Source organism: Pseudomonas sp. GR 6-02, from assembly GCF_001655615.1.
Lineage (GTDB): Bacteria > Pseudomonadota > Gammaproteobacteria > Pseudomonadales > Pseudomonadaceae > Aquipseudomonas.
Map to the genome: position 1 here is coordinate 3,358,565 of NZ_CP011567.1, position 25,187 is coordinate 3,383,751.

At 60.8% G+C, this 25,187-nt stretch carries 18 protein-coding genes and 2 pseudogenes; 3 read left to right on the forward strand and 17 right to left on the reverse strand.

Annotation, left to right across the window (positions count from 1 at the left end; all coding sequences use genetic code 11):
- Positions 1–173: 173 nt before the first annotated feature.
- Positions 174–1,100, forward strand: a complete 927-nt coding sequence (locus PGR6_RS14800; RefSeq protein ID WP_064621280.1) for a 2-hydroxyacid dehydrogenase — start codon at positions 174–176, stop codon at positions 1,098–1,100.
- A gap of 258 nt (positions 1,101–1,358) precedes the next feature.
- Here the strand turns inward: PGR6_RS14800 and PGR6_RS14805 are convergent, their stop codons facing one another.
- From PGR6_RS14805 to PGR6_RS14850, 11 genes and pseudogenes are all read right to left on the reverse strand, one after another.
- Complete coding sequence (locus PGR6_RS14805; protein WP_064618003.1) at positions 1,359–1,724, reverse strand: hypothetical protein; 366 nt, start codon at positions 1,722–1,724, stop codon at positions 1,359–1,361.
- A gap of 258 nt (positions 1,725–1,982) precedes the next feature.
- The gene (locus PGR6_RS14810) at positions 1,983–3,836 is read right to left on the reverse strand and encodes a polyurethane esterase (RefSeq protein ID WP_064618005.1); all 1,854 of its coding nucleotides are present in this window, start codon (positions 3,834–3,836) and stop codon (positions 1,983–1,985) included.
- 97 nt (positions 3,837–3,933) lie between these two features.
- Entirely contained in the window at positions 3,934–5,631 is a 1,698-nt protein-coding gene (locus PGR6_RS14815) for a polyurethane esterase (RefSeq protein ID WP_064618007.1), read from the reverse strand.
- A gap of 23 nt (positions 5,632–5,654) precedes the next feature.
- Positions 5,655–8,702: an autotransporter serine protease gene (locus PGR6_RS14820; RefSeq protein WP_064618009.1), complete on the reverse strand. Its 3,048-nt coding sequence runs from the start codon at positions 8,700–8,702 to the stop codon at positions 5,655–5,657.
- Positions 8,703–8,963: 261 nt separating this feature from the next.
- The gene (locus tag PGR6_RS29960) at positions 8,964–9,329 is read right to left on the reverse strand and encodes an autotransporter domain-containing protein (protein ID WP_156523292.1); all 366 of its coding nucleotides are present in this window, start codon (positions 9,327–9,329) and stop codon (positions 8,964–8,966) included.
- Positions 9,217–9,720 (reverse strand): annotated as a pseudogene (locus PGR6_RS14825) (S8 family serine peptidase); the annotation flags it as partial. The pseudogene PGR6_RS14825 and the gene PGR6_RS29960, both read right to left, overlap by 113 nt.
- Before the next feature lie 180 nt (positions 9,721–9,900).
- Positions 9,901–11,265, reverse strand: coding sequence for a TolC family outer membrane protein (locus tag PGR6_RS14830; protein WP_064618012.1), 1,365 nt, complete (start codon positions 11,263–11,265; stop codon positions 9,901–9,903).
- A gap of 2 nt (positions 11,266–11,267) precedes the next feature.
- The gene (locus tag PGR6_RS14835; protein WP_064618013.1) at positions 11,268–12,617 is read right to left on the reverse strand and encodes an HlyD family type I secretion periplasmic adaptor subunit; all 1,350 of its coding nucleotides are present in this window, start codon (positions 12,615–12,617) and stop codon (positions 11,268–11,270) included.
- Positions 12,614–14,401, reverse strand: coding sequence for a type I secretion system permease/ATPase (locus PGR6_RS14840; protein WP_064618015.1), 1,788 nt, complete (start codon positions 14,399–14,401; stop codon positions 12,614–12,616). Before PGR6_RS14840 ends, PGR6_RS14835 begins: the two co-directional genes overlap by 4 nt.
- Positions 14,402–14,613: 212 nt before the next feature.
- Complete coding sequence (locus PGR6_RS14845) at positions 14,614–15,036, reverse strand: AprI/Inh family metalloprotease inhibitor (protein ID WP_018926003.1); 423 nt, start codon at positions 15,034–15,036, stop codon at positions 14,614–14,616.
- 67 nt (positions 15,037–15,103) lie between these two features.
- Entirely contained in the window at positions 15,104–16,552 is a 1,449-nt protein-coding gene (locus PGR6_RS14850) for a serralysin family metalloprotease (protein WP_018926004.1), read from the reverse strand.
- Between the two features lie 514 nt (positions 16,553–17,066).
- Here PGR6_RS14850 and ahr point away from each other — a divergent pair.
- Entirely contained in the window at positions 17,067–18,098 is a 1,032-nt protein-coding gene (ahr, locus tag PGR6_RS14855; RefSeq protein WP_064618017.1) for an NADPH-dependent aldehyde reductase Ahr, read from the forward strand.
- 73 nt (positions 18,099–18,171) lie between these two features.
- On the opposite strand, the gene PGR6_RS14860 is transcribed toward ahr, so the two are convergent.
- From PGR6_RS14860 to PGR6_RS14870, 4 genes and pseudogenes are all read right to left on the reverse strand, one after another.
- A complete protein-coding gene (locus PGR6_RS14860) occupies positions 18,172–19,257 on the reverse strand; it encodes a polyamine ABC transporter substrate-binding protein (RefSeq protein ID WP_064618019.1) in 1,086 nt (361 codons plus the stop codon).
- Between the two features lie 59 nt (positions 19,258–19,316).
- Positions 19,317–19,403 (reverse strand): annotated as a pseudogene (locus PGR6_RS29410) (cupin domain-containing protein); the annotation flags it as partial.
- Positions 19,404–19,405: 2 nt separating this feature from the next.
- Positions 19,406–20,812 carry an NAD(P)/FAD-dependent oxidoreductase gene (locus PGR6_RS14865; protein ID WP_064618021.1) on the reverse strand — a complete coding sequence of 469 codons (1,407 nt, stop codon included), beginning with the start codon at positions 20,810–20,812 and terminating at the stop codon, positions 19,406–19,408.
- A 51-nt stretch (positions 20,813–20,863) separates the two neighbouring features.
- The gene (locus PGR6_RS14870) at positions 20,864–21,679 is read right to left on the reverse strand and encodes a helix-turn-helix transcriptional regulator (RefSeq protein ID WP_064618023.1); all 816 of its coding nucleotides are present in this window, start codon (positions 21,677–21,679) and stop codon (positions 20,864–20,866) included.
- Positions 21,680–21,958: 279 nt separating this feature from the next.
- On the opposite strand from PGR6_RS14870, the gene PGR6_RS14875 reads away from it, so the two are divergent.
- Positions 21,959–22,234 (forward strand): DUF1652 domain-containing protein, encoded by a 276-nt coding sequence (locus PGR6_RS14875; protein ID WP_018926009.1) that lies wholly within the window; start codon positions 21,959–21,961, stop codon positions 22,232–22,234.
- A gap of 187 nt (positions 22,235–22,421) precedes the next feature.
- Here PGR6_RS14875 and PGR6_RS14880 read toward each other — a convergent pair whose 3' ends face one another.
- Together PGR6_RS14880 and PGR6_RS14885 are read right to left on the reverse strand one after the other, a co-directional pair.
- On the reverse strand, positions 22,422–23,603 hold the full coding sequence (locus PGR6_RS14880; protein WP_064618025.1) for a cystathionine gamma-synthase: 1,182 nt from the start codon (positions 23,601–23,603) through the stop codon (positions 22,422–22,424).
- Entirely contained in the window at positions 23,600–24,976 is a 1,377-nt protein-coding gene (locus PGR6_RS14885; RefSeq protein ID WP_064618027.1) for a pyridoxal-phosphate dependent enzyme, read from the reverse strand. Before PGR6_RS14885 ends, PGR6_RS14880 begins: the two co-directional genes overlap by 4 nt.
- Positions 24,977–25,187: the final 211 nt, after the last annotated feature.

Consider the following 25,187-nt stretch of genomic DNA (forward strand, 5'->3'; position numbering starts at 1 on the left):
AATTCGGATCGACTGTTTTCACCCCGCCAAACGGCAGATTCCTTCAGCCCGCCGAATCTGCCGATGCCGGGTCGATACAAGATCACACAACCCGTTAAAGCCGCTGCTTTCGACAGATCCTGCGCTGGTATTGCGCGATGATGGGCAGCCCCTTCACCTTTCAGGAAATGCCCATGGCCCTGCTGTATAAAGCTGACCCTGTGCGCGGCAAACAGTGGCAAGCGCTGTTTGCCGAACACGCCCCGGATATCGAATGGCGCGCCTGGCCGGACATCGGCGACCCGAAGGACATTCAATACCTGGCCGCGTGGCAGGCACCTGACGATCTCGACGTTGTGCTGCCGAATCTGCAAGTGCTGTTTGCCTTGTCCGCCGGCGTCGATCAACTCGACCTCGGTCGCTTGCCGGCGAGCTTGCCGGTGGTTCGTCTGCTGGATCCGGGCATCACCCGTGGCATGTGCGAATACGCGACTTTTGCCGTACTCAGCCTGCACCGCGACATGCTGCGCTACCGCCAGCAACAAATGGCCCGCTGCTGGCAGGCGCACTTGCTGCAACCGGCGGCCAAACGTCGGGTCGGGGTCATGGGGCTCGGTGCCCAGGCGCAGCAGATTCTGGCGACCTTGCAACCGCTGGGCTTTGCCTTGTCTGGCTGGGCGCGCAGTGCCCATCACATTCCGGGGGTCGATTGCTATGCCGGCAACGCGCAACTGTCGGCGTTCCTCAGCCAGTGCGACATTCTGTTGTGTGTGTTGCCGCTGACCGAACAGACCCAGGGCATTCTTGATCGCAACCTGTTTGAGCAACTGCCCAAGGGCGCGGCGCTGATCAACATGGGCCGTGGTGGGCATTTGATCGAAGAGGATCTGCTGGAAGCGCTGGACAGCGGGCACTTGAGCGGCGCAGTCCTTGATGTGCTGCAACAGGAACCGGCACCGGTAGATCATCCGTTCTGGCACCACCCGCAGATTCTGCTGACACCGCATATCGCCGCGATGACCCAGCCGGAAAGCGCGTTCGGGGTGTTGCTGGAGAACATCCGCCGGCATCAACGGGGGGAGCCGATGCTCGGCGAGATCGATCGCGTGCAGGGTTATTGAACGCCGATGCAGTAACGGGCGCTCAGGGGCTAATGCCGGTCAGTTCAGCCGCAACGCACTCTTTGTGCGTTCGCCGTAGCAGCTGTCGAGCTTGCGAGGCTGCGTTCGGCTGCAGAGCAGTCGTAAAACCAGACATTGCGGTGCATCAGGCAGACCGCGTTAGCCGGATTCACGACTGCTTCGCAGCCGAACGCAGCCTCGCAAGCTCGACAGCTGCTACAGATCGCATTACGGCTTAATTGTCCGGCATTAATAGGTTTAGTGGGTGCCCGGAATACTGTTATCGCAGGAAATGTATTGCCCGCCACGCCGGATCAGTTGTTCCTGCATGTGCTGGCAGCGTTCCAGTTCCTGCTGCATCGAACGGTCGATGCTGATATTGCCAGTCTTCTCTGGTTGTTTGCCGTCGCCCAGGCGCAACGTCACCCAGGGCTGTTCCGGCTGGAGCTGGAAGCGGCTTTTTTCTTCGACGGGCTTGGCGGTTTCGGTGGCTGCCGGTTTGGGCAGTTGATCGGAGGTGACCCCGTAACGGGTCAGAATCGAGCTCTGAGGCAGTTCTGCGGCGGCGGCTGCCGATAACAAGGCCAGCGCCAGACCGAAGGTGTACCTCTTGCTGTTACTCACGTTGCAAAATCTCCTGTACTCAATGGCGGCATGCAGCACCGGCGTCATAAGGATAACGCGTGGATGGGCTGATGCTTTAGGGCCAGTTGCTGTTGAGGCAGGTATTGGAGTCCGGGAGTGGCCAGTGAGTCACGGGGACAGGCAGGATTACCGCGTTATCGTTCTTCGCGGGCAAGCCTCGCTCCTACAGGGGAAATGGATTCCAATGTAGGAGCGAAGCTTGCTTGCGAAGAGGCCCTTACCGGCGCCCCATTACCCTCAGGCGATCACAATGCCGCTGCTGGACAAACTGTCCAGCCCAACGCCTACCAGGGTCACCGAATCACTGCCAAACGTCAGCAACGTATCCTGCCCCACCGCCGTGGCATGGGCGCGGAAGTCGTCGTTTGGCGCAACGCCCTGAACCCCGAGGAACACCAGTTTGTCGTTGGCCTGGTAGCCCACCACCCGGTCCTGGCCAAACGCGCCGCTGAACAGGAAAGTATCAATCCCGCCGCCCGACTCGATCAGGTCATTACCCGCCCCGCCGACAAACACATCGTTGCCGGCGCTGCCGATCAAGTGGTCGTTGCCGTCCAGGCCAAACAACCAGTCGCCCGTTGCATGGGCCTTGAGGGTGTCGGTGCCGGTGGTGCCCTTCACGCTCGAGGCGTACTGGGTCAGGTTGCTGCCGACGGTGAGGCCATTGGCGGTGACGCTGTGGGTCACATCATCCTTGAACAGGCCCCAGAGCAACCCCGGTTCCTTGGTGACAATGCTGCCGATGTCGCGGGTGATGCTGATGCCGCCATTGGCGTCGCGCACGTACAGGTTGCCGACACCGTCATTGGCGAAGACGAAATTCTTCACCGACTGCTGCAGGTCCAGCACGTTGCTGCCCTTGCCGCCCAACAGGATGTTGTAGCCACCACTGTCGCGGAAGGTGTCGTTACCGTCGCGGCCTTCGATGTAGTCGTTGCCCTTGCCGCCCTGGATCAGGTCATTGCCGTCGCTGCCGATGATGAAGGTGCTGCCTTTGTGGGTTTCGGCGTTGCGGTTCAAGTCCTGGACCCAGGTGTTGGCTCGCGCCGGGTCCGAGAGGTTGGCGACGATGATCGTCGAGTCTTTGCTGGTCAGGTCGTAGAACTTCGACTCCAGCACCCGGGTCATGCCGTCGCCGTAACCGGTGGGCAAGTGTGAAATCCAGGTGGCGATGTTGGTGATGGAATACGGCAACACATTCCACGCCGTCGAGGCGTAATGGTCGTTGAAGCTGACGATGTTATCGGTCGCTGAATCCTTGGGAGCGTCGTGCACGCCCACCGAAGCCAGGTTGAACGACGAGCCATCGAGCGCGCGGAACACCGGGTCGTTTTCATAACCGATGTTCAGCACTTTGTCGCTGCTGCTTTGGGTCGGTGAGGCGTAGGCGATGTAGTTGGAATCCTGATAGAACCCGGACCATTTTTCGCTGCTCAAGTCCGCCAGGCTGTTGACCGCCAACCCGCCGAGGCTGTGGCCGCTGACCAGCACGTCCTTGCCCGCAAGGCCATTGGCCTGGGCAAACGCCGCGACTTTGCCGAGCAAATTGCCGAAGGCTTCGCCCGCATAGTTTTTCGCGTAATCCTTGGGACCCAACGCCGCCAGCAGATCGTTGATCACATCGCCGATGGAATCGCCGATCTGGATTTCCCGTGGGCCGCTGGTGCCGCGAAAAGCGATGCCGATTTCCGTGAGATGGCCCCGGGCGTCGTACTTGCCGAGGATCTCCACTTGCGCACTGGTGTAACCGGCCTTCTCGCCGAAGAAGGTTCCGCGAGCGTCGGTCTTGCCGTCATAGCCCAGTTGCGCGGCGGTGATCGGGGTCCAGCCGGCCTTTTGCACGGCGTCGAGCGCGGCCTTTTCCGAATCGGGGTTCCAGGGAATGCCGGGAATGACGCCCTGGGAGTCGGTGCCGCCGATCAGCGCGGTCACGAGGGTGGCCGGCAAGCCCAGGCCGAAACCGTTTTGCTGGTAACCGGTGGCGAAACCGTTGTCGAGGTTGTGATAGGAATACAGCATGATCGCCATGGCGTCGCTGAACAACGCCTTGGAGTCTGCTGCGCCGAAGTTCTTGTAGTCATACACACCCATTGCTATTGCCTCTCTCTTTGTTGGAATTGTCAGAGATAGCTCACAGCCAGGACGCCTCGATCACGAGGCGCCCCGGAGCCTCTAGTGCATGCCGCCTTTACGCAAACGTAATTCCCGAAGCCGACAGGTTATCCAGTCCCACCCCCACCAGCGTCACGGCGTAATCGCCAATCTTCAGCACCGTGTCGTTGCCGGCCTGTGAAGCGTGCTGGGTGTAGTCATAGCCCTGCCCCGCGCCCTGGACGCCGATGAACACCAGTTTGTCGCTGCCCTGGTAGCCATTGATCGCGTCGAAACCGAAGGCGCCGCTGAACAAAAAGGTGTTGCCGCCGCCCGAGGCATGCATCACGTCATTGCCCGTGCCGCCGACGAAGGTCACATGGCTTTTATCGCTGCGCAGCAGGTCGTCGCCGGCATTGCCGAACAGCCAGTCACCGTCGACGCTGGCCACCAGCGTGTTGCTGAAGGCATCGCCGTTGAGCGAATGGTTGTAGTGGGTCAGTTCCGTGCCATTGAGCAAGCCATTGGCGGTGACGTTGTAGGTCACCTCCTTGCTGCCCCACCACGAGCCCGATTCCTTGCTCACCAGCGCGCCGATGTCGCGGGTCATGCTGATGCCGCCGTAGGCGTCGCGCACATACAGGGTGCCGTCGCCGTCATGGGCAAAGCTGAAGTTCTGCAACGGCTTCTGCAGCTCGAAGGTGTTGCTGCCCTTGCCGCCCAGCAGCAGGTTGTAGCCGCCGTCATCGCGGAACCGGTCGTTACCGTCTCGACCTTCGATGAAGTCATTGCCGGCGCCGCCCTTGAGCCAGTCATTACTGTCGGTGCCGATGATGAACGTGCTGCCGGTGTGGGGCTCGCCGCTGCGGCCCAGGTCTTCGACCCAGGTGGTGCCTCGGGACGACTCCGACAGGTTGGACACGATCAGCGTCGAGTCCTTGTCGGTGAGGTCGTAGAAGCGCGAGTCGATCACCCGGTTCAAACCGTCGGCATAGCCCAACGAGCCGTGGGCCGACCAGTTCAGCGGGTTGAGGATGCTGAACGGCACCAGGTTCTGCGCGGTGGACGCGTACTGGTCATTGAAGTTGACGATGTTGTTGGTCGCCGAATCCTGATGACCGTCGTGCTTGCCCAGCGAGCCACTGCTGAAAGTGGTGCCGTCGAGCACGCGAAACACCGGGTCGTTCTCGTAACCGATGTTCAGCACGTTGTTGCCGGTGGCGCTTTGGGTCGGCGAGGCAAAGGCGATGTAGTTGGCGTCCTTGAAGAAACCACCCCAGTTATTGCCGCTCAACTCCGCCAGGCTGTTGACCCCCAGCCCACCGAGACTGTGCCCGCTGACCAGCACGTCCGTTGCGCTCAGGCCGTGGGCGATGGCAAACGCGGCGACGCTTTTGAGCAAGGTATCGAAGGCGTTTTTCGCGTAGTTGCTCGCGTAATCCGCCGGTCCGACCGCGGCCAGCAGGTTGTTTTTCATGTCACCGAAGGTGTCGCTGTAACCCAGGCCGCCAGTGCCACGGAACGCAATGCCGAGGCCGATCAGCTGCCCTGCCCCGTCGTATTTACCGAGGATTTCGGCTTCGGCGCTGGTGAAACCGTCCTTCTCGCCATAGAAGGTGCCTTGAGGCCCCACCTTGCCCTGATAGCCCAGGGCTGCCGCGCCAATCGGCGCCCAAGCGGTCGCTGGCAGTGGCTGGCCGGTGGGCGTGTACGCGTAGAGCGTCAGCGCGATCGCGTCGGAGTACAACGCCTTGCCGGCCGCACTGCCGGCATTTTTGTAATCAAACAGTCCCATGTTGTGGCTTCCTTTGCGTCAAATCAGAACTGCCAGTCCAGGGTCAGGCCCACACCGTGGTCTTTTTCCCGGGAGCCGAGCAGCCCGTTGTAATCCAGGTTCAAACGGGTATCGCGGCCCAGCGCCAGTCCGGCACGGGCGCCGACCACCGCGGCATCGCGGTCCATCGACACGCTTTGCACGCTGAACGCGGTGTTGCCGTTGACGAAGGCCAGGTGGTCTTCGGAACGGGTGCTGCTCAGGTTGTGCTGCCAGCCGAGCGTGCCGGACAGTTCCAACTGATGCTGGTCGGACAGCGCAATGGCTTTGCTCGCCCGCAGGCCGAGGGTCGAGAGCACCGCATCGCGGTTGTTTTCACCGCCCTTGAGTGCGGCGGCATCACCTTTTTCGCTGAAGCTGTCGCTGTTCAAATGCACGTAGGCCAGGTTGGCGAACGGCTCCAGTGCCAGCGGTTGCAGGTCCAGGCGATAGGCCGCTTCGGTGAACAGTTGTGCGGTGGTCGCATCGCGTTTGGATTTCTGCTTGCCGCTGACGTCACCGAATTGCAGGTCGCGTTTGACGTCGATGCGATGCCAGCTGTAAGCGCCGCCGACACTCAGGCGCAGCGCGTCGATCTCATGGCCCAGGTAGGCGCCCAAGTGATAGCTGTCGACCGAAGCTGAAGAGTGCGTGCCATCGCCCATGCTCAATGAGCTGTCGCTGTAACCAGTGACGAAACCCAAGCGCGTATCTTCAGTGATCAAGCCATCGACACCGGCCAGCAACCCGCCAATGGAGCTGTTAGAACTGGCGTTGTCATGCCCGCCATCGCTCTTGCCCCAGGCGCCGAGCACTTTGAGCCAGGCATTGCTGCGGTCATCGGTCGGTGCGCCGGCGTCGAACAGATCATGCTCGCGCAAACGTTCGCCGACGGCATCGCGCAGGTAGTGGCTGTCGTTGATCAGCAGCGTGCCGATCGCCGGATGAATCTCGCCAGACAGCTGCTGGAACGCCTGTTGCGCGACAGCGGCGGTCGGCGACAGCAGCAGGGTTTCGTACAGCGGATTGCCTGCGCCCAGTTGCTCGGCGGCAGCGGCCACGGCGCGTTGGTTCGGGGTTTGGCCAACGCTGGTGAAGGACGTCGCATTACGCTCAACGGCCAGTTGAATGCCGTTGGCCGCGTAGTCGAGGGTGCCACCGATAAACAGGTAATCCGGCAGCACTGCTCCGAAGCGCCCTTCGATTCCGCCGGCCGCTTGCAGGATGTTGTACTGATTGCCGAGCAGGGTTTTCGCCTCGCCGGTGGTCAGCAGCGTCGGGCTGTTTTCCAGCGACAGGCTGACCGTTGCGCCGTCAATGATCGCCTTGCCGCCGGCGATGATCCGGTCGCTGCTGGTGGGCGACAGTTCTACGGCGTAGGTCGAACCAGGTTCGAAGGTCACGTCGCTCGCCACCTGCAAGGTGCCGATGGAATTGCCGGGGGCTACAGTACCGCCGCTTTTCGCGGTCAGTGCCGCGATGCTGCCGTTACCGCCAAGGATGCCGCTGTTGTTGACGGTGACGGCCGACAGCAGCGAACCGTTGATCGCCAATCGGCCCTGATTGACCAGGGTCGGGCCGGTGTAGGTGTTGGCGCCGGTCAGCACCAGCGTGCCGATGCCCTGCTTGGTCAGGCCGCCATGGCCGGAAATGTCGTTACGCCAATAGTCGAGCCCGCAATGCACGTCATTGCACACGCGCTCGGTGGGTTTGCCAGCATCGATGATCGCGCCGATACCCGGCAAGTCCGCGACAAACTGGCTGGAGCCGTAGGCGCCGTTGATGCGGAACTCCTCGGGAATGTCCTGCTCAGTGACGAACATCGCCGGGCCATCGATGCCTTTGCGCAGGTTGATCATGCCCCAGCCGTACAGTGCGTCGACGCCGGGTGCGCCGAGGTCGGTGGCGGTGGTGCGCAGCACGCTGGCAACTTGCGCGCCGGTCATGTAAGGGAAGCGTTCCATCAACACTGCCACCGAGCCGGCAACGTGCGGCGCCGCCATCGAGGTGCCGTTGTAGTTGGCGTAGCCGGTGGTCAGGTTATCGGCATTGGTGCCACTGATGATCGAGCTATAGATGCGGCTGCCCGGTGCCGACACGCAGAAACTCGCGGTGTAGCCGCAGCGCGACGAGAAGGTGCTGATGGTGTAGAGGTCGGGGCTGTTGATGTCCGGGTTCTTCTGCAACGCGGCGACGGTCATCCAGTTCGGCGCGATCTGGGGGACGAAGTAACCGAGGCCGGCGATGGCGTCCGGGTTGTTGAGGTTGTAATCGTTGCCGGCGGCGAAGATCGTGACGATGCCGCTGCGGGCCGCCGCAATGGCGCCGTCGTAGGCACCGCCGGGTTTGGTCCCGAGCAAGGTCTGGATTTCGTTGAATTGCAGTTGCGCGTCCTGCACGGTGAAGTGCGGGTATGCCGGGTCCCGGCCTCCGAGGTCGAAGCGGTCGGTGATGCCGATGCCCCAGCTGTTGTTGATGATCCGCGCGCCGCTGGCGATCAGGGCGTCCCAGCCGGCCTTGTACACCGCGCCGTCGTTGCCACGGATGATGCCGTCTTCCGGGCCTGGGTCGCCGTTGTCAGCGCTGATGATTTGCGCGCCAAAGGCGACGCCGTGCATCGGTCCGCCATCGCGACTGCCCGCGGCGATCCCGCCAACGTGGGTGCCGTGGGCGCCGAGTTTGCCGTTGGAACCTACTGAAGGCGAACCGTCATAGAGAAAGGCGTCCCCGGCTTTGACCGGAATGTACGGATCGGTGTACTCGCGGATGCCGCTGGTGACCAGGGTTATTACCTTGTTGGCCCCGGAAAACTCCGGGTGCAAGGCGTAGACCGGCTGGTCGAAGATCCCCAGTTTCACCCCTTTGCCGGTGTAACCGGCCGCATAGGCATCCTGAGCGTTGATCGCCCCCAGCCCCCAGTCGGCGTTGAACTCCGCGCTGCTCCAACTGTTCGGGTCACCGCCCCTGCCGTTTTCCACGTAGGGTGCCGCGTGTGCGGTGCCCAGGGTTGCCAGTGCACAGAGCAAGGCAAGTTTGTTGTACTTGTTATCCATCAAGCTACCGTCCTTAGTTGTGTTGCAAAGATCCTTGGGCCTTCAAAGGCGTGTCTTGTCCTGCTGATACACCACGCATCAACCCGATCTGTAGCAGCTGCCGAGCAGCGCGAGGCTGCGTTCGGTGTGGGCCGCATTCGGGCGCAGCCGTCGTAAAATCAGGCACTGCGGTCCGTCAGGTATGCCGTGCTTTCAGGGTTTACGACTGCTTCGCAGCCGAACGCAGCCTCGCGCTGCTCGGCAGCTGCTACAGGCGAACTACTAAAACTGCCAATTGAGACTCAGCCCTACTCCATGGCTCTTCTCGCGGCTGGCCAGTTGGCCGGTGTAATCGAGGTTCAACCGAATGTCCCGACTCAAGACCAGGCTGGCATGGGCGCCCACCAGCGCCGCATCACGAACCAGCGGCGAGCTCTGCACCGCGAACGGTGCGCCACCGCTGGCAAACGCCAGGTGTTCTTCGGAATCGGTGTTGCTCAGGTTGTGCTGCCAACCGAGGCTGCCGCTCAGGTCCAGCTGTGAAGTAGCGCGGGTCGGGGTTGGGACCGAACAGGAAACTGTCGTTCTTGTTGGTGTTGCCGACGTAGATTTGTGCGTTGAACGCCACGCCGTACATGCCGCTGCCATCCCGGGACGCGCCCATGGTGCCGGTGACGTGGGTACCGTGGGAGTCGTTGTGGGCGTTGAGCGTGCCGTCGATATTGAACGCTGAACCATCGACATAGCTGCCGCTGGCCGTCACGGCGTGATAACGGTCGGCGGCGAATTCGGGATGGCTGGAATCGAAACCGGAATCCAGCGCGCCGATTTTCACGCCTTTGCCGGTGATGTCGGCGGCATAGGCTTGATCGGCCTGCATCCGCCCCAGGCCCCAATCGCGCTGGAACTCCGCCGAACGCCAACTGGCCGGGTCACCGAGGGTGCCGGTTTCCAGGTACTGCGCCAGGGCCGAACCCGGCGCTGATGAAATCAAGAGCAGCAGCGTGCCGACCGACATCGGCTTGATCTGTACGTCCATGTGCATGAAATCTCGCTTTCTTGGCGTTTTTAGAGTTCTAGGCCCCGGTCCCAGGGGCGAGGTGTTGCTGTGATTCTGTGGCGAGGGAGCTTGCTCCCGTTCGGTTGCGCAGCAACCGCCATTGGGTCTGCTTCGCAGCCCAGCGGGAGCAAGCTCCCTCGCCACACTGTTTTCTAACGGCTACTGTGCCCTCGCGCCCTGGCCGAACGCCTCATCCACCTTGGCCAAGTCCTGTTCGTTCAAGGTGCCGGCGTAGTAATGCAACTTGGTCCAGGCCATCAGATAGTCGTAGCGTGCCTGCGCCAGATCCCGGCGGGTGGTAAATAGTTGTTGTTCGGCATTCAATGCGTCGAGGTTGACCCGTTCACCACCCAGAATGCTTTGTTTGGTCGAGACCACCAGCGCTTCGGCCGAGGTCAGGGCCTTCTGATAAGCGCGCAGCTTGTTGACCCCCGACAGGCAGGCGCTGAACTGGCGGCGCAGCTGGATCAAGGTTTCCCGGGTCTTGCCGTCCAGCTCGTACTCAGCCTGTTCCATGTTGCGGCTGGCCTGCCGGGTCGAGGCCGAGACGCCGCCACCGGCGTACAGCGGCACATTGACTTCAATACCGATGGTGTTGGTGTCGTAGCGCTGGTTGTAGGTGTTGCCGCTTTCCGATTCGTTCTGGCGCATCGAGGCGTAGGCGCTGACTTTCGGCAGGTGCCCGGCGCGGTTGCGTTCGACTTCATAGCGCGCCACTTCCACCGCCTGCCGCTGGGAAGCCAGGTTCGGGTTATTGGCCACCGCCATCTCGTGCCAGGTGTCGTAGTTGGCCGGTTGCAGGGTGAAGGTCTGGAAGTTCTGATCCAGTGGCGTCAGGTCGCCAATGTCGATGGCGGCTACACCCACCAGGGCGCCCAGTTCCCGCAGAGCCGCATCCTGTTCGTCCCGCGCCTCGATTTCCTCGGCGGTCGCCAGCTCGTAACGTGACTCGGCTTCGAGGATGTCGGTGCGCGTGCCTTCCCCTTGGCGGAACATCTGCTCGTTCTGCTGGAACTGCTCCTCGAAGGCTTTTTTCTTCGCGCGCGCGATGTCGATCTGGTCCTGGGCGAACAGCGCCTTGGTGTAATTCTCCAGCACGCGAACCAGCAGTTCCTGGCTCTTGCCACGGAAGTTTTCATCGGCGAACAGCGATTGCGCCACGCCTTTGCGATACGCAGCGTAAGCCTCGTAATCGAGCAACGGCTGTTGCAGGGTCAGGGTCGAGCCGTAACTGCTGTAGTTGCGATCTTCACTCTGGCTGTTACCGCGGGCATTCAGATTGGTGGCCTTGGAGGAGTTACGCCCCTTGTTGTAGTTGTAACCCAGCCTCGGCAACAGCCCGGCGCGGCCGATGTCGCGGTTTTCGAGGCCGGCATCGCGCTCCTTGATGGCACCGAGGAACACCGGATCATTGCGTAACGCTTGCTCGTAGATGTCGAACGGCCCCATGGCCATTGCGCTGTTGCACGTCAGCAACGCCAGGGTCGCTGCGAGCAGGGAAAGCTTATTCATACAACCGAACATCCTTATTCCTCGGTCAACGCGGAGCCTGCCCGGTCGAGCAGCGGTTTGAACAGATAGTTGAGGAGTGAACGCTCACCGGTGCGCACGAACATTTCTGCCGGCATGCCAGGCTTGATCACCAGGCCGTTGAGTTTTTCCATCGCCTGATCGCTGACGCTGCTGCGCAGCACGTAATACGGCGCACCGGTTTTCTCATCGACCATCTGGTCGGCGGAGATCAGGCTGACTTCGCCCGGCACTCGCGGGGTGCGACTCTGGTTGAACGCGGTGAACAGAATGTCCACCGGCAAGTGCGTGCCGACCTTGTCGATCAAGTTGATCGGCAAGTGCCCCTCCACTTCCAGGCTGGTGCCTTGCGGGACAATCTCCAGCAGGTTTTCGCCCTGGCGTACTACCGCGCCTTCGGTATGAACCCCAAGGTTGACCGCAATGCCATCGGCGGTGGCGACGATTTCGCTGTGTTGCAGGTCGAAGCCGGCGGAAGTCAGCTGCTCTTCCAGGGTCACGCTTTTGAGCTGCGCGTCGGCCAGTTGGCTGCGGACTTCCTTCTGGTATTCCTCACTGTGCTGTTGCAGCTTCAGTCGGGACTCGAGGATGCCCTGCTCCACCCGGCCGCTTTCGCCGGTGTTCTCTGCCAGTTGTTGCTGCACTTGCGACAGCTGACGCTGGTACTCCATCAAGCGGTTGCGCGGGATGTAGCCGTTGTCTGCCAAGGGCTGCAGATTGCTCAACTGTTGTTGCAGGGAACTGGCCTGGGCTGTCAGGTCCGTGCGCGCGCGGCGCATGCCGGCCAGTTGCGCGCTGGCGCCTTCGATGTTCGCGCGCAAAGCGCCTTGTTCACGGGAAAACGCTTCGCGGCGGCTGCTGAACAATTGCCGTTGGCCTTCAAGCACCAGCGCCAGGCGCGGGTCGGGATCGTTGCTCAGCTCAGCGGGGAAATTCACCTGCTTGAGGTTGTCCCGTTCACTCTGCCAGCGCGCCAGGCTGGCCCACGCCATGCGGTATTGCGCTTGCAGCGATTGCACGTCGGCCGCGACCTGGGTCTGGTCGAGGCGGAACAGTGGCTGGCCTTGTTTCACCACTTGGCCTTCACGCACCAGAATCTGGCTGATCACGCCGTTGCTCATCGATTGCACGGCTTTGCGCTTGCCCGAGACCACCACGGTGCCCTGCACCGGGATGCCTTGATCGAGCGGCGCGAGGCTCGCCCAAGTGAAAAAACTGCCGGCGCCGACAATCGCCAGAATCCAGCCCATGCGGGCGAAGAAACGGGCGTCGCGCTCAGGGCGTTCGGCAATGTAGTCGTGTTCCATCGTCGCTTCGCTGTCGTGGTTCATGCGTGTGCTGCTCATACACCCGAATTCCTGGTCGTGGGCTGATACTGCCGGCTCATGCTGAGCCCGCCCGGTGCCTGCGCGGCTTTTTCACGTGATTGTTCCTGGGTAGCCGACGGGTTGCCGGCAAGCGCCTTGAGCACGTCCTGGCTTGGGCCGAAGGCTTGCAAGCGACCTTCGTTGAGCACCAGCAACTTGTCGGCCTGGGCCAGGGCCGAAGAACGATGGGTGACCAGAATCACGCTGGTGCCCCGGGCCTTCATGTGTGCGATGGCGCCGGCCAGTGCCGCTTCGCCGACGGTATCGAGGTTGGAGTTCGGTTCATCCAGTACCACCAGGCTCGGATGACCGTACAACGCACGAGCCAGGGCCACCCGTTGCTTCTGGCCACCGGACAAACCGCTGCCGTCTTCGCCGAGCACGGTGTCGTAGCCCTGGGGCATGCGCAGAATCAATTCATGGACGCCAGCCTGTTGCGCGGCTTCGACGACTTTTTGCGGGTCTGCCTCACGGAATCGGGCGATGTTTTCGGCGATGCTGCCGCTGAACAATTCGATGTCCTGGGGCAGATAGCCGATGTAAGGGCCGAGGTCGTCGCGGTTCCAGCGATGAATGTCCGCGCCGTCGAGGCGCACCGTGCCGCCCAGCGTCGGCCAGACGCCGACCAGCACCCGTGCCAGAGTCGATTTACCGGAACCGGAAGCCCCGAGCACGCCCAGCACTTCGCCGGCGCCGAGGTTGAAATTGACCATGTGCAAGGTCGCTGCCCGCTGCCCCGGCGGGCCGGCGCTGACTTGCTCGAACGTGATCTGGCCTTTCGGCGCCGGCAGCGCCATGGCCTCGTCACTCGCAGGAAAGGCTTGCAGCAAGGCGTCGAGGCGGCGGTACGCGAGTTTAGCGCCGCTCCACTGTTTCCACACGGCAATCAACTGATCGATGGGGCTCAGCACCCGGCCCATCAAAATGGAGCCGGCGATCATCATCCCGGCGGTCATGTCGCCCTTGATCACCAGCAAGGCGCCCAACCCCAAGACCAGGGATTGCAGGCACAGGCGCAGGGTTTTGCTCAAGGAACTGATGACCGCGCCGGTATCGCTGGCCTGATTCTGCAAGCCGAGAAAACGCGAGTGCACCCCGAACCAGCGCTTGCGCAATGCACCAAGCATGCCCATGGCTTGAATGGTTTCGGCGTTATGCAGATGACTGGTGGCCAGTTGGCTGGATTTCTGGGAAAACCCTGCCGCTTCGCCCAAAGGCTTTTTGGTCATGGCCTCGTTGAGGCAGGCCAGCCCGATCAGCAGCACCGCCCCTGCGGTGGCCAATACGCCGAGCCAGACGTTAAACAGGAAAATCACAAACAGATAGACCGGAAACCATGGCGCATCGAAGAAGGCAAACAGCGCCGGACCGGTGACAAACTGGCGAATATGGGTCAAGTCGCCCAGGGATTGCCCGGCGTTGCCCTCACCCTTGAACAGGTTGCGCTCGAAAGCAGCCTGATACACCCGCAGGTTGAAACGGCGCTCCAGTTGGCTGCCGATACGGATGACGATGAAACTGCGCACAGTCTCCAGCAACCCGATGAAGGCGAAGAACCCGACCACCATCAGCGACAACATCGCCAGTGTGGTTTCGTTTTGCGACGACAGCACCCGGTCATAAACCTGGAGCATATAAATCGACGGGACCAACATCAGAACGTTGATCAATGCGGTAAAGCAGCCGACGCTGATCAAGATGCTCTTATAGTCGCCCAGTGCCTTGAATAACGGTGCGGTGGCCGGGCTCTTCGCCATCTTCATTGGTTTTTCCTGAGGTATTAAGCCTCGCCTCACTTGGCAAGGTTCCAATTAACTGTCCGCACGCGGCTCGAGACATTCTTTTGCCGGTTATTGCTGACAGATTAATAACAACTCTTTGTGGACTTTAAAGAGTCTTGGTTATTGATCTGCTGCTTATAACTGCAACAACGGTCTTTATATTCAGTACCTGTCGTCGGTCCGACGCCTTTCGCTTATTGCGCTGCGCGCGTAAGCGTAATAATCAGCCCCGACTTCAAGGTGCTTTTATAAAGCCCCTCATGCTGTCGGCTGAAAAACACAATTCTTGAGCCTTCTTCCCCGGTCACGGCAATGCCGTCCGGCTCCGGGAACCAGCCCATCGCCGATTTGTTCAGCCAGGCACTGAAGCAATCGGCCCCCTCACCCAGGGTCTGGTCCGATTTAAGCTCTATCGTGCAGACATTCGACGGTTTGTCCTGCAGCGCCTGGGACTCGGGCGAGTCTTGCGCGGTATTCAAAATGGCTTGCCATTTGCCGGCGAGCTCCGACGGATCGGCTAATTTCAGACTGCTTGCCATGGCTACTTCTCCAAGAAACATCATCAGCGTCGCTAACAGCCACGCGGTTGTTTTGCAGGTAAAAGCGTTCTGGGTCATAGGGCGTTTTACTCTGGATCGGGGCAGAGAACGACGCGTAAAGCGCCGCCCTCCTTTATGCCTTGAATCAGGCCACGATGTCCGAGAACGCCGCCTGGCCAACGGTGCTGACCAGGAAATCAGCCACGCCGTGCCCGGAGAAGTCCACCGACAACAGGCTGTTGCCGCCCGAAGTGGTCAACACTGCATCGCCTGCCGCACCGGTGAACGAGTTCACGAAATGCAGGCCCGCGCCTTTGGTGATGCCGGTCAGGTCGATCTTGTCCAGGCCGCTGACGAAATCGAGGATCTGGTCGACCGCACCTGGCTTGGAATCGCTGCTGGCCGCGAACACGAAGGTGTCCGAACCCGAGCCGCCCCACAGTTTGTCTGCACCGCCCGCGCCGAAGAGGATGTCGTTGCCGGCACCGCCCTTCAGTTCGTTGGACACACTGTTACCGATCAACAGGTCGCTACCCGAGCCGCCAATCGCGTTCTCGATCGTGACGCCTTTGGCGATGGACACGTTGCCCACCAGGCCGCCAACGTCGGAGAACGAGGCTTCATTGAGGTTGATCTTCTGGTTTTGGGTAAAGCCGGAGAAATCCAGGGTGTCCTTGCCGCCCGCATCCCACACCGAAAACACGACTTTGTCCGACGAGGAAGATGCGCTCAAGAAGTCGCGACCGGCGTTGGAGTTGAAGCCGTAGGTGGTGTCACCGGTACGGGTGGTGGTGTTGGCACCGTAGAGCTTCTGGATGGCCGCGATATCGTCCATCAGCGGGCCGGAAGAATACGCTTCCACACCGCCCTTGCTGAAGTTCTGATCGGTATTGCTTTCACTCCAGTAACTCATGACGCTATAACCGCGGGTGTCTTGCCCGTAAGTCGCGTCATTGTAGGTCGGCGCACCTTCACCGGCGTTGTAATCGCCAGGGTGGGCCAGCCCCAGGGTATGACCGATTTCGTGGGTCAGGGTCTGACGGCCGTAGTTGTTCAGGTCCGGCGTCTTGTTCGGCGTATAGCTGCTGTTGGTCAGGTACCACGAAGTGCCGTCATAACCGGCGCCCGTGCCAGGCAGATAAGCGAATGCCGCTGCGCCATCCTGACCACCGCTGTAGTTGCCGAAGGTCATGTGACCGTCACCACCGGAGGACTTCTCGGTGAAGGTGACGTTGGCCACGTCGGCCCAGGATTGCATGGCGAGCACGGCCTGGGCTTTCTGTTGCGTATTGAACTGGCTGAACCCGGTAATGCCGTGCTTGTTCATGGTGCTCGACGAGGCCGAGGTCAGGAACGTGTAGGTAAGTTCGATTTTGCCACTGCCGTCCTTGTCCTGGTAAGCAGCGCCGTCACGCAGCAGCTGGGTAGCGGCCTGGTCGACGGAGAAGGAGGGTTTGCCATTGACCGTGAGATTGCCACCCCGATCATACTGATGGCTGAAACTATCGATCTGGTTGTAGGCAGAACTGGCGGCAGCCAATGGTGCAAAGGCCTGTTCGGCAAGATCAATAGCGTTGTCTTTTACTTTCGACATAAACACACTTCCTTGTTTAGCAATGGAACAGTTTTTGTCCGATACGACAATCTCTGGCGAGATCGTCCTATCACTCGCCCAATGAAGGCGTATGAAAACTGACACAATTCGAAATCAAACGTCTACATTTTTTTTGACGTCAAATTGAACTGTTTCATAGAACTCCAGCAAACATTGCTTGTGCTGTCGAAAGATTGTTCTTAGTACAGGGTTTCAGCCGGATTGTCCGACAATTTCATATTTAAATATTAAATATTGGTAAGTTGTTTTTTTGTTGATTGGCTCTCTTTTTTTGGACTTCTTAGTATCAGTGCCAGTGTATTGACATCAATCAAATTAAACGTCCAGTTAGTTGCCGCAGTGGACAACGACAGGGCTCCGACGACCCGTTAATCCCGGCACCGCCCTCAGACCATGCTCGTGATTGCGGCCTGCTAGACTGATTACGCTCTGGCTTGCCAGGCCACCGCATCCGAACGGCCAAAGTCCCTGTCTCCTGATCTGGAGGTATCCCATGAGCAACAGTACCGAACTCACAACTTTTACCGGCTGGGCCGCAACATCGGCAGGCGCGCCGCTGGAGCGCTATAGCTACGACCCCGGTCCATTGGGCGCCGAGGAGGTGGAAGTCGCCGTGGAGTATTGCGGCGTCTGCCACTCCGACCAGTCGATGATCGATAACGAATGGGGCCTGAGCCACTACCCGTTTATCCCTGGCCACGAAGTAGTCGGCAGTATCGTGCGAGTGGGCGCACAGGTACGCGGTCTCGAAGTGGGGCAACGGGTGGGCATTGGTTGGTACAAGGGCAGTTGCATGCATTGCTCCTCGTGCATCGGAGGCTCCCACAATCTGTGCAGCACAGTCCAACCCACCATCGTTGGCAGCAATGGAGGCTTCGCCGATCGCCTGCGTTCGCACTGGGCCTGGGCGCTTGCGATACCGGACGGACTTGACCCGGCCATGGCCGGACCGCTGTTCTGCGCAGGCTCGACGGTGTTCAACCCGCTCGTGGAATTCGACGTCAAGCCCACTGACCGGGTCGGTGTCGTGGGAATCGGCGGCCTCGGTCATCTGGCACTGCGCTTTCTCAACGCCTGGGGCTGCGAGGTCACGGCCTTTACCTCGTCGTTGAGCAAGCAGGACGAAGCCAGGCGCCTGGGCGCGCACAACGTGCTCGCCTCTACCGACAGCAACGCGCTGAAATCCATTGCCGGCACCCTGGATTTTCTCCTGGTCACCGCCAACGCCGACCTCGACTGGCCGGCCATGCTCGGCACGCTGCGCGGCAAGGGTCGCCTGCACTTTGTCGGCGTCGTGCCTGGCGCTATTCCAGTGCACGTATTCAACCTCCTGCCCCAACAAAAGAGTGTGTCCGCCTCGCCGGTTGGCTCGCCCAGTAACACAGCAACCATGCTTGAGTTCTGCGCCCGGCATCAGATCTTGCCGCAGGTCGAACACTTTCCCATGAGCCGGATCAACGACGCGATTGATCACCTACGCAGTGGCAAGGCGCGTTACCGCGTCGTGCTGGACGCCAGCAAATGACAGACTGGCGCGTCGGGTAATACCGCACGCGCCTTTTGCCATCGCTACTCGAGAGGTGTTGCAGGCAGACCGATCAGCTACCGGTCCTGATCTTGTTCCACACCCGCGTCCGCACCCGGTCGATGTTCAACGGCATCGCCTCAAGGGCAAACAATTTGCCCATCATTTCCGGGCTCGGATACACCTTGGTGTCGTTCTTGATCGCCGGATCGATCAGGTGGTCGGCCTGTTCGTTGCCGTTGGCGTAGTGCACGTAGTTGCTGATGCCGGCCATGACGTCGGGACGCAGCAGGTAGTTCATGAACGCGTAACCGGCTTTCTCGTCCGGGGCGTTGGCGGGCATGGCGACCATGTCGAACCAGATGGCCGCGCCTTCCTTGGGAATCGAATAGCCGATGTCCACACCATTCCCGGCTTCCTTGGCGCGGTTTTCCGCCTGGAGAATGTCGCCAGAGAAGCCGACGGCCACGCAGATATCGCCGTTGGCCAGGTCGCTGGTGTATTTGGACGAGTGGAAATAGCTGACATAGGGCCGGACTTTCATCAGCAGCGCTTCGGCCTTTTTATAGTCTTCGGGGTTCTTGCTGTGATGCGGCAGCCTCAGGTAATTCAACGCCGCCGGCAACAGTTCGGGCCCGTTGTCGAGGATCGCCACGCCGCACTTTTGCAGTTTTGCCATGTTCTCGGGTTTGAAGATCAGGTCCCAGGAATCCACCGGCGCGTTGTCGCCCAGCACAGCCTTGACCTTGGCCACGTTGTAGCCGATGCCGGTGCTGCCCCATAAATACGGGAAGCCATGCTCGTTGCCCGGGTCGTTGGCTTGTAACGTTTTGAGCAACACCGGGTTGAGGTTTTTCCAGTTCGGCAGCTGGCTCTTGTCGAGTTTCTTCAGGGCCCCGCCCTCAATCTGTCGGGCCATGAAGTGGTTGGACGGGAATACCACGTCATACCCGGATGTGCCGGTCATCAATTTGCCATCCAGGGTTTCGTTGCTGTCGAAGACGTCGTAACTGAAGGCGATACCGGTTTCTTTCTGGAAGTTTTTTGTGGTGTCCGGGGCGATGTAGTCCGACCAGTTGTAGATTTTCACGGTCTCGGCGGCCTGACTGAGCGTCGCGACGAGCGCAAGTGGAGCAAGCGTCAGTGTCTTTCGGATCATGGGTCGATTCCTGTATGGGTTGTTTTCTTTTTATTGGAGAACTGGCAGGCAATCAGAGATCAAAAAATCAAAACGTAGGTCTTGCGCACGGTTTCCTGGATGTCCCAGATGCCGAGGCTGTTGGCTGGCAACATCAGTGCATCGCCGTTCAGCGCATGAAACCTTCCATGAACCCCGCGACCCGGCCGGCCAGTTTGCGACGCCAGGGCGCGGTGGACGGATTGGCCAGGGTCTGGTCTTCGTGAACGAAGCTGCGGATGATTGCGTTGTAGCCCAGCCAGCGGCAGGGCTCCGGCTCCCAGGCCTTGAGCGCGTCGAGACCGCCCTCCGCAATCACCCACGGCTGGCGCACCAACTCGGTATCGCGCCGAAGAATCAGATCGGCCAGCGTCCGCCCGCCGAGGTTGCTGGCACCCACGCCTTCTCCGCCATAACCGCCCGACAAGGCGATGCCGCTGGCCTGATCGCAGAGCATGTGCGGCTTGAAGCGCCGGGACATCCCCAGGTTGCCTCCCCAGGCGTGGGTGATTCGCACGTTCTTGAGCTGTGGGAAGAGTTCACCGAACAGGTAGCGTCGCAACTGCACTTCGCTGGCGCTCAGCTCGAAGTCATGGCGCAACTTGCCGGCAAACTGATAGCCGCCACGGGCGCCAAACACCAGACGGTTGTCGGCCGTGCGCTGGCCGTAGGTGACCTGGCGGCTGCTTTCGCTGAACGCCTGACCATGGCTGAGACCGATGTCGTCCCAGGTCGCGGCGGACAGCGGTTCGGTCGCCACCAGTAAACTCTGCACGGGCAATTGATAACGACCCAGCGGCGGCAACGTGACTGCGTAACCTTCTACCGCCGGCACGATCCAGCGGTTGCGAACCTGCGCGCGGGCGGTGCGCAAACTGCCCGACTGCCATTGGGTGACCGGGCTGTTTTCATAAATTTTGACCCCCATGCGCTCCACCGTCCGTGCCAGACCTCGCACCAACTTTGCCGGGTGAATGGTCGCCACGTGCGGTGCATAGATACCGCCATAAGGTTTGGCAATTCTGATCTGTTGCGCCAATTGCTCGGTGTTGAGCCAGCGGTAGTCGGCCTCGGTCAGCCCTTGGCGGTAGAGCGCGTCCAGATAATCACGCAGGCTGGCTTCCTGCTCCGGGTAACGCGCCGCACAGTAAAGCGCCCCGCCCTTGCGGTAATCGCAGTCAATGCCTTCTCGTTCGAGGACGATCTCTACTTCATCAGGGATCCTGTGCAACAGATCGAAAGAGGCGCGACGTTGTTCCGCCGGTAGTCCGGCGAGCAAGCGGTCTTCACCCAGCAGATTGCCCATCAACCAGCCGCCGTTACGGCCCGACGCACCAAACCCCGCGGTTTGGGCTTCGACGATGGCGATGTTCAGTCCCGGCGCCAGGCGTTTGAGGTAGTACGCCGTCCAGAGCCCGGTGTACCCGGCGCCAATGATGGCCACGTCGACGTCCAGGTCCTGTTCCAGCGCCGGGCGCGCCAGCATCGGCTCGTCGAGTTGATCCATCCACAAACTGATCGTTCGCCACGCTGCCATGCAAGACTCCGCCGCTCAATACTTCGATGGCGTCGATCCTAGTGCGTGGGCTCAGGGGCCGTCTTGCGCGCGTGCACGCAAAGAAATTTGTTTGGCGTAAGCCTTGGGCGACAGACCGGTGTGCTGGCGGAAACAGCTGTAAAACGCCGACAGCGAATTGAAGCCTGCGGCAAAGGCCAGCTCATCGATACGCAGTGGTGGAGTGGCACTGTCCAGTGCCGCGAGCAAATGCTGCAACCGCGCCTGATTGACGTAACGGTAGAAGCTTTGACCGAGCACCTGGTTCAACAGGTAGGAAATCTGATTGCGGCTGTAACCGCACTCCTTCGCCACCCGTTGCAGGTCGAGTTCGGGATCCAGGTACGGCTGCTGTCCCTGGAAATACTGCTGCAAGTCTTCGGCCATGAAGCTCAGCTGTCGCGGTGACAACCCGAGCCGACTGACCGCCGGGCGCAGGTTGCGGGCGGCTTTGCCGGATGTTTGTTCATGTACAAGGGTGGCGTATTCATTGACCCGCCAGATCAGCCCGTCACGCACGGTGATCGCCTCGCTGGTCCGAAACGACACCAGCCCTTCACCGCCGCGAAGGGTGATGCGGTATTGAATGAACGCCGTGTTGCCATCCAGTCGAATACGGTCCGAGTGCTCCAGCACCTCATCCGGATCCCGGGGCATACTGTCGCGCACGTAGTCGCGCAACGCATCCAGCCCCATCACGCGGTTCTGGAAAAAGTCGTTGTACTGAATGTCCGGGTGATAAAGCGCGATCACACCATCAAGATCCCGGTGCTTCCAGCGCAGGTGGTAACGCATGACCGTGTCGCCCGTGGCCTGGGTTTGCGACGGACCATCATCATCGGCGTGCATAGAGGACTCGACGAGAAAAAACCGAGCTTGCCGAAGTTCTGTCCGGGCTTCAATGACCAATGGGATGCCCGGCCCGGCAATGCTGGCCCTTGGCCGAGATGCCCGTATCTCATGACCTGCATCAAAAAAACTGAACCAATCGCTGAACGGTCTGAAAAATTCCACATGATTTTCACATCCGGGTGCTACTTTTAAAGACAGTCACCGGTTGAGCCATTGAAGGCTCTTCCCTCCTAACATGAGCTAAAGGAAGCGCTCGATGAAGAAGGTGGGCAACACATGAATCAAGGTTCATTCAGCAAGGTTACTTTTCCAAATGCCTGCCAGCTGATGCGCTGGCATTTTCATCCCATGGGTTTCGAGGCGACCATGGATGCACCGGGCAGCATGGTTGCTCGCCTGTTCGACCGAGCCAGCGGCGAAACCATGATCGCCATTGCCGGCATTCCTTGTGCAACGGTCATGAACGCTGCCGATGTAGAGCGGATTATCGAAGCGGTCGAGGATGAGCTGGAAGCGTTCATTCCTCCGCAGACGCTCAGGAGTTATGCCTGACGGTCAGGACAAAGGCGCGGGACTATTGTGGCGAGGGGGCTTGCCCCCGTTGGGCTGCGCAGCGGCCCCAAAAAAACATTCACTGCGATCCTCCAGGTAAAACGCATCAACCGGATTTGCGACTGCTACGCAGCCGAACGGGGGCAAGCCCCCTCGCCACACAAGCCCGCTCCCACATGAATTGCGCTTAACTGATAGACATCAGCGCCTGGGCCAGATCGGCGCGTAGGTCTTCGACATCCTCCACCCCCACAGACAAACGCACCAGCGCATCGCTGATACCTAGCTGTGCGCGGGTTTCTGCGGGAATGGTGGCGTGAGTCATGATCGCCGGGTGCTCGATCAGGCTTTCCACCCCGCCCAGGCTCTCGGCCAAGGCAAAGATCCGCACACTCTCGAGAAAACGCCTGGCGCCCGTCAGGTCGCTGTTCAGCTCGACGGAAATCATCCCGCCGAACCCGCGCATCTGCCGCCGCGCCAATTCGTGCTGCGGGTGCGATGGCAGGCCCGGATAATACACGCGTGCCACTTGCGGCTGACGTTCCAGCCATTGCGCCAACTCCAGCGCGTTGCTGCAATGACGTTCCATGCGCAGCGCCAGGGTCTTCACCCCGCGCAAGGTGAGGAACGCGTCGAACGGCCCGGCGATCGCCCCCACTGCGTTCTGCAGAAAGCCCAGGCGCTCGGCCAGTTCTGCATTCTGCCCGACCACTGCGATGCCGCCGATCACGTCGGAATGACCGTTGAGGTACTTGGTCGTCGAGTGCAGCACGATATCAAAGCCCAATTCCAGAGGACGCTGGATCCACGGGCTGGCGAAGGTGTTGTCCGCCACGCAGATGATGCCGCGCTCGCGACAGATGCGTGCGACGGCGGCGAGGTCAGTGAGGCTGAGCAAAGGATTGCTCGGCGTCTCGACCCAGACCATCCGCGTGTCATGCTGCAGCGCCGCTTCGAAGGCCGCCAGGTTCGTCAGATCAACGAAGCTGAAGCGATGCCCCGCGCTGCGCCGGCGCACCCGTTCGAACAGACGGAAAGTCCCGCCGTACAAGTCATTGCCAGAAACGATGTGCGCACCCGCGTCGAACAATTCGAGCACAGTGGCGATCGCCGCCAGCCCGGAGGCGAAAGCGAACGCCTGGGTGCCGCCCTCAAGGTCCGCCACGCAACGCTCCAGGGCAAAGCGCGTCGGGTTGTGCGAACGCCCGTAATCGAAGCCCTTGTGCACACCGGGGCTCTGCTGCGCATAGGTGGAGTTGGCGTAAATCGGCGGCATCAGCGCCCCGGTGGTCGGGTCCGGCGTCTGTCCGGCATGGATCACACGGGTGGCAAAGCCCCGTGGCGCGGTGCTTTCATCGTGCTGACTCATGCCAGTGATCTCCGCAAGTGATTGAGCATGTCGACGCGGGTAATCAGGCCATGGAAGCCCGAGGTGTCGGCGATGATCGCCACCAGCCCACGGTCGAGCACCGCCTCCAGTTCAGCAAGACTGGCACCGGGAGGCAGGGTTTCGAGTTTGTCGGTCATCGCGCTGGTCACGGTCATGCGAAAGTGCGTGGCGTCTTCATGCACGCCAAACAGAATATCGGACTCGTCGATGACCCCGACCAGCCGCTGCCCGTCCACCAGCACCGGCAGTTGCGACACATCCGCCAGGCGCATGCGCTGGAAGGCGGTGAGCAAGGTGTCGTCCGGGCCGACGCTGACCACCCGGCCATCCTCGAAACGCCGCGCGATCAGGTCACGCAAATCGCCGTAGCGTTTGCGCGCAAGCAGGCCCTGATCGTTCATCCACTGGTCGTTGTAGATCTTCGACAGATAACGGGTGCCGGTGTCGCAAACGAAACTGACCACCCGCTTCGGCTCGGTTTGCTCGCGGCAATAGCGCAATGCCGCCGCCAGCAAGGTGCCCGTCGAAGAGCCGCCGAGAATGCCTTCGGCGCGCAGCAGCTGGCGGGCATGATCGAAGCTTTCCTCGTCGCTGATCGAATAGGCCTTGCGCACGCTGGAAAGGTCGGCAATCGACGGAATGAAGTCCTCGCCGATGCCCTCCACCGCCCAGGAGCCGGGCGTACCAAGGGTGCCGCTGCGGCTGTATTCCGCCATCACCGAGCCGACCGGGTCGGCCAGCACCATTTCCAGATTCGGTTGTACGCGCTGAAAGAAACGAGTCAGCCCGGTCAGCGTGCCGGCCGAACCGACACCAACCACGATGGCATCCACATCATGCTGAGTCTGCGCCCAGATCTCCGGCGCGGTGCTGCACTCGTGGGCCAGCGGGTTGGCCGGGTTGTTGAACTGATCGGCGAAGAAGGCGTCGGGAATGTCCTTGGCCAGCCGCGCAGCGACGTCCTGGTAATAATCGGGATGGCCCTTGCCGACGTCGGAGCGGGTGATATGCACCTCGGCGCCCATCGCTTTGAGGTGAAGGACTTTCTCGGTGGACATCTTGTCCGGCACCACCAGTACCACCCGATAGCCCTTGGCGCGACCGACCAGTGCCAGCCCCAGGCCAGTGTTGCCGGCCGTGGCCTCGACGATGGTACCGCCGGGGCGCAGGCGACCGTCGCGCTCGGCGGCGTCGATCATCGCCAGGCCGATGCGATCCTTGATCGAACCACCGGGGTTCTGCGATTCAAGCTTGAGGAACAGTGTGCATGGGCCGGTATCGAAGCGGCTGATACGCACCAGCGGCGTATTGCCGATCAGTTCGAGCACGGCGGGACGGGAGTTGTTCGGCATGTCGTCACCTCGCTACGGGTATCCGCACTGGATGGACAGCGACCTGAAGCGTGTCGAGCGCCTCGTCGCAATCAAAGCCTCGCTTGGACCATAGGCCGGGATCGCGCCCCTCGCAACTTTTGTGGCGAGGGAGCTTGCTCCCGCTTGAGTGCGCAGCGCTCACAAAAATCGGCAATGCTTGTCGCATTTTTGGGGCCGCTACGCAGCCCAG

Coding starts and splice junctions, on each gene's coding strand:
- PGR6_RS14880 (WP_064618025.1), bottom strand. CDS start 23,603: ATGAGTCAGCACGATGAAAGCACCGCGCCACGGGGCTTTGCCACCCGT.
- PGR6_RS14810 (WP_064618005.1), bottom strand. CDS start 3,836: ATGGGTGTGTATGACTACAAGAACTTCGGCGCAGCAGACTCCAAGGCG.
- PGR6_RS14860 (WP_064618019.1), bottom strand. CDS start 19,257: ATGATCCGAAAGACACTGACGCTTGCTCCACTTGCGCTCGTCGCGACG.
- PGR6_RS14875 (WP_018926009.1), top strand. CDS start 21,959: ATGAATCAAGGTTCATTCAGCAAGGTTACTTTTCCAAATGCCTGCCAG.
- PGR6_RS14820 (WP_064618009.1), bottom strand. CDS start 8,702: ATGGATAACAAGTACAACAAACTTGCCTTGCTCTGTGCACTGGCAACC.
- PGR6_RS14845 (WP_018926003.1), bottom strand. CDS start 15,036: ATGACCCAGAACGCTTTTACCTGCAAAACAACCGCGTGGCTGTTAGCG.
- PGR6_RS14850 (WP_018926004.1), bottom strand. CDS start 16,552: ATGTCGAAAGTAAAAGACAACGCTATTGATCTTGCCGAACAGGCCTTT.
- PGR6_RS14870 (WP_064618023.1), bottom strand. CDS start 21,679: ATGCACGCCGATGATGATGGTCCGTCGCAAACCCAGGCCACGGGCGAC.
- PGR6_RS14835 (WP_064618013.1), bottom strand. CDS start 12,617: ATGAGCAGCACACGCATGAACCACGACAGCGAAGCGACGATGGAACAC.
- PGR6_RS14840 (WP_064618015.1), bottom strand. CDS start 14,401: ATGAAGATGGCGAAGAGCCCGGCCACCGCACCGTTATTCAAGGCACTG.
- PGR6_RS14800 (WP_064621280.1), top strand. CDS start 174: ATGGCCCTGCTGTATAAAGCTGACCCTGTGCGCGGCAAACAGTGGCAA.
- PGR6_RS29960 (WP_156523292.1), bottom strand. CDS start 9,329: ATGGCAGCGGCATGTACGGCGTGGCGTTCAACGCACAAATCTACGTCG.
- ahr (WP_064618017.1), top strand. CDS start 17,067: ATGAGCAACAGTACCGAACTCACAACTTTTACCGGCTGGGCCGCAACA.
- PGR6_RS14830 (WP_064618012.1), bottom strand. CDS start 11,265: ATGTTCGGTTGTATGAATAAGCTTTCCCTGCTCGCAGCGACCCTGGCG.
- PGR6_RS14865 (WP_064618021.1), bottom strand. CDS start 20,812: ATGGCAGCGTGGCGAACGATCAGTTTGTGGATGGATCAACTCGACGAG.
- PGR6_RS14815 (WP_064618007.1), bottom strand. CDS start 5,631: ATGGGACTGTTTGATTACAAAAATGCCGGCAGTGCGGCCGGCAAGGCG.
- PGR6_RS14885 (WP_064618027.1), bottom strand. CDS start 24,976: ATGCCGAACAACTCCCGTCCCGCCGTGCTCGAACTGATCGGCAATACG.